Annotated in this window: 4 protein-coding genes and 1 pseudogene; 3 read left to right on the forward strand and 2 right to left on the reverse strand. The window is 70.1% G+C overall.

The window, feature by feature from the left end; genetic code table 11:
- From L995_RS16330 to L995_RS16340, 3 genes and pseudogenes are all read left to right on the forward strand, one after another.
- Nucleotides 1–345 (forward strand): annotated as a pseudogene (locus L995_RS16330) (ABC transporter permease); the annotation flags it as partial.
- 5 nt (nt 346–350) lie between these two features.
- Entirely contained in the window at nt 351–1,166 is an 816-nt protein-coding gene (locus L995_RS16335) for an ABC transporter permease (RefSeq protein WP_016452672.1), read from the forward strand.
- A gap of 68 nt (nt 1,167–1,234) precedes the next feature.
- Nucleotides 1,235–1,705: a RidA family protein gene (locus tag L995_RS16340; protein ID WP_012207603.1), complete on the forward strand. Its 471-nt coding sequence runs from the start codon at nt 1,235–1,237 to the stop codon at nt 1,703–1,705.
- Between the two features lie 23 nt (nt 1,706–1,728).
- Here L995_RS16340 and L995_RS16345 read toward each other — a convergent pair whose 3' ends face one another.
- Nucleotides 1,729–1,947, reverse strand: a complete 219-nt coding sequence (locus L995_RS16345; RefSeq protein ID WP_047472649.1) for an oxidoreductase-like domain-containing protein — start codon at nt 1,945–1,947, stop codon at nt 1,729–1,731.
- Nucleotides 1,948–2,023: 76 nt separating this feature from the next.
- The coding region (locus L995_RS16350; RefSeq protein ID WP_047472650.1) for a substrate-binding domain-containing protein at nt 2,024–2,623 on the reverse strand (600 nt) is incomplete at its 5' end.

Raw genomic sequence — 2,623 nt, forward strand, 5'->3', positions numbered from 1 at the left:
CCGCGTCTGCTGCTGTCCACGGCACTGGTCATGCTGCTGAACGTTGCCGCTGCCGCCGCGCTCAATGAAAAAGGCATCAACACGCTGGCCGCGCCCGTGGTCATCGTGCTGTCGGGCAACCTGCTGCCGCTGGCGCTGATGCCCGACGCCTGGCAGACCGCGCTGCTGCTGCAGCCGCTGGCCGGCGTGATGGACATTCCTGCGCGCATCTATTTCGGCCAGATGGCGGGTGCGCAGATGCTGGCCTGCCTGGCGCTGCAAGCCCTGTGGATTGCCGTGATCGTGGCCCTGGGCCGCGCGGCCATGGCGCGCACCATGCGCCGGCTCGAAGTGCAGGGAGGGTGAAGACCATGGCCAAGCACAAAGGATCGCTGTCCATGTTCCTGCGCCTGGCGCTGGCCTCGCTGGGCGGGCAGGCGCGCTACCCGGCCTCGGCGCTGATGCTGACCCTGGGCCAGTTCCTGGTCACGGGCATCGAGGTCATCGCCGTCTGGGCGCTGTTCCACCGGTTTGGCGAGGTGCAGGGCTGGCGCATCGGCGAAGTGGCCGTGTTCTATGGCCTGGTGAACTGCATGTTCGCCCTGGCCGATGCGCTGGGCCGGGGCTTCGACGTGCTGGGCACGCAGTTCCTGCGAACGGGTGCCTTCGACCGCCTGCTGCTGCGCCCGCGCCCCGTGTGGCTGCAGCTCATGGGCCATGACGTGCGCATCAGCCGCCTGGGCCGCCTGCTGCAGGGCCTGCTGGTGCTGGGCTTTGCCACGGCCCAAGGCGCCGTGGCGTGGACGCCCCAGGCCGTCGCCGTGGCGCTGTTCGCCGTGGCAGGCGGCGTGGCGCTGTTCCTGGGCATCCTGGTGCTGCAGGGCGCGCTCTCGTTCTGGACCGTGGAAAGCCTGGAAGCCGCCAATGTGCTGAGCTACGGCAGCGTCGAGGCCGCCCAGTACCCGCTGGCCCTGTACGCGCAGTGGTTCCGCCGCCTGCTGACCTTCGCCGTGCCGCTGGCCTGCGTGGCCTACTACCCGGCGCTGGCTGTGCTGGGCAAGCCCGACCCGCTGGGCGCGCCGGCCTGGCTGGGCTGGGTCTCGCCGCTGGCCGGCTTTGCCTTCCTCTGGCTGGCCTCGGGCGCCTGGCGCATGGGGGTGAGGCATTACGCGTCCACGGGCAGTTGAAGCCGCGGCAGGCGCCGGTGCATAACACGCTCTAGACTGCGCGCTTGCCTTACTCCGGACACCAGACCATGACAGCAGATGAACGCTTCGCCCAGGCCGCCCTTGAGCTCGGCCACCGCTTCGATGGCGAGATCAAGATAGGCGGCAACTACAGCCCCGTCGTGCGCGACGGCCAGCAGCTGTTCGTCAGCGGGCAGATTCCCCGCGTGGGCGATGAAGTGCTCTACGTGGGGACGGTCGGCGCCGGGATCGACCTGGCATCGGCCAGAACGGCCGCCGCCATCTGTGCCATGCGGGCCCTGGCCTTCGTGCAGCGCGCGGCCGGCTCGCTCGATGCCGTGCGCGCCGTTGCACGCATCACCGTCTATGTGCGCTCGGCGCCCGATTTCACCCAGCAAAGCGAGGTGGCCGATGGCGCCTCCGACCTCATCGCCCGGGTGCTGGGCCCCGTGGGTGCCCACACGCGCACTTCGGTGGGCGTGCTGCAGCTGCCCAAGGGCGCGGCCGTGGAGCTGGACCTGATCGCCCGCGTGGACTGATCGCGCTACCCCTATCCCTATTCCTATCCCTGGCCCGCTGGCGTTTCGTTGCGCGCCTTCCAGGCCCGCAGCGCCTGGCGGTACTCGTCCATGGCCAGGTCATAGCTGTCGAAGATGCAGGGGTCGCAGCCATTGCCGCAGCAGGCGTCCAGGTCGGGCTGCTCGGGCGGCTGGGGCATGGGGTCGGCGGAGGCGGCGGGATCTGCGGAATCTGCGGAATCTGGGAGAGGCGCGGTGGTCATGGGGGTGATTGTCCAGCAGCTCCTGCCGTGACTGCTGCGCGCGGGCTAAAGGGCATGGGGCCGCCAGGGTGCAAGTTCAACTCAAACAGCGCGGCGCCGGGAAATCGATCACGCTGCGGATGATCTCGCGCATTTCCGTGATCAGCGGCCGGACATCGTCGCGGCGCCATTGCACGGTGTAGGTCAGCGGGGCCAGCGCGCTGTGCTTTGCGGCCTCGGCGCCGCCGTCCAGCACGCGCAGGCGGCCGCGTTGCTGCAGGGCCAGGGCCCATTGCTCGGGCATGTAGGTGAAGCCCAGGCCGTCCACCACCATGCCCACCACGGCGCCCCAGCTGTTGCAGGAAAGACGCCGCTCCACGGCCAGGCCGTGGCGGCCCAGCCAGTCGTCCAGCGTGCGCGTGGCGCCCGAGCCGGTGGGCAGGGCGATCAGCAGTTGCTCGCGCACCAGGCGCCGGGGCAGGCCGGTGCCGGCGCGGGCGATGAAGTCGTCGCTGGCGGCCCAGACGAAGCGCACCTGGGCGACCTGCTCGAAGGCCAGGCTGCTGCGCGACGATGGCCCGGCAATGACCACGCAGTCCAGCTCGCCATCGACGATGCGCTGCTCCAGCACCTGGCCGATGTCGGTGTGGGGCTCCAGCTGCAGGTCGGGGTGCAGCTCGGCCACCTTCTGACGCGG

It is taken from the genome of Delftia sp. ZNC0008 (assembly GCF_000799035.1).
Classification (GTDB): Bacteria; Pseudomonadota; Gammaproteobacteria; order Burkholderiales; family Burkholderiaceae_C; genus Comamonas; species Comamonas tsuruhatensis.

Excerpts from the sequence above, each read along its gene's own strand:
- L995_RS16340 (WP_012207603.1), top strand. The coding sequence starts at position 1,235 with ATGACAGCAGATGAACGCTTCGCCCAGGCCGCCCTTGAGCTCGGCCAC.
- L995_RS16345 (WP_047472649.1), bottom strand. The coding sequence starts at position 1,947 with ATGACCACCGCGCCTCTCCCAGATTCCGCAGATTCCGCAGATCCCGCC.
- L995_RS16335 (WP_016452672.1), top strand. The coding sequence starts at position 351 with ATGGCCAAGCACAAAGGATCGCTGTCCATGTTCCTGCGCCTGGCGCTG.